Source organism: Alloyangia mangrovi (assembly GCF_002300555.2).
Classification (GTDB): Bacteria; Pseudomonadota; Alphaproteobacteria; order Rhodobacterales; family Rhodobacteraceae; genus Salipiger; species Salipiger mangrovi.
In genome coordinates this window covers 1-709 of record NZ_NTHN02000145.1, presented here as the reverse complement: position 1 = coordinate 709, position 709 = coordinate 1, and the positions used below count along the sequence as shown (strand labels likewise).

At 47.8% G+C, this 709-nt stretch carries 1 pseudogene; it reads right to left on the bottom strand.

The window, feature by feature from the left end:
- A pseudogene (gene bla / locus CLG85_RS27145) lies at positions 1 to 682 on the bottom strand (class A beta-lactamase); the annotation flags it as partial.
- Positions 683 to 709 lie beyond the last annotated feature (27 nt).

Below are 709 nucleotides of genomic sequence, written 5' to 3'. Positions count from 1 at the left end.
CCAGCCAGCCGGAAGGGCCGAGCGCAGAAGTGGTCCTGCAACTTTATCCGCCTCCATCCAGTCTATTAATTGTTGCCGGGAAGCTAGAGTAAGTAGTTCGCCAGTTAATAGTTTGCGCAAACGTTGTTGCCATTGCTACAGGCATCGTGGTGTCACGCTCGTCGTTTGGTATGGCTTCATTCAGCTCCGGTTCCCAACGATCAAGGCGAGTTACATGATCCCCCATGTTGTGCAAAAAAAGCGGTTAGCTCCTTCGGTCCTCCGATCGTTGTCAGAAGTAAGTTGGCCGCAGTGTTATCACTCATGGTTATGGCAGCACTGCATAATTCTCTTACTGTCATGCCATCCGTAAGATGCTTTTCTGTGACTGGTGAGTACTCAACCAAGTCATTCTGAGAATAGTGTATGCGCGACCGAGTTGCTCTTGCCCGGCGTCAATACGGGATAATACCGCGCCACATAGCAGAACTTTAAAAGTGCTCATCATTGGAAAACGTTCTTCGGGGCGAAAACTCTCAAGGATCTTACCGCTGTTGAGATCCAGTTCGATGTAATCCACTCGTGCACCCAACTGATCTTCAGCATCTTTTACTTTCACCAGCGTTTCTGGGTGAGCAAAAACAGGAAGGCAAGATGCCGCAAAAAAGGGAATAAGGGCGACACGGAAATGTTGAATACTCATACTCTTCCTTTTTCAATATTATTGAAG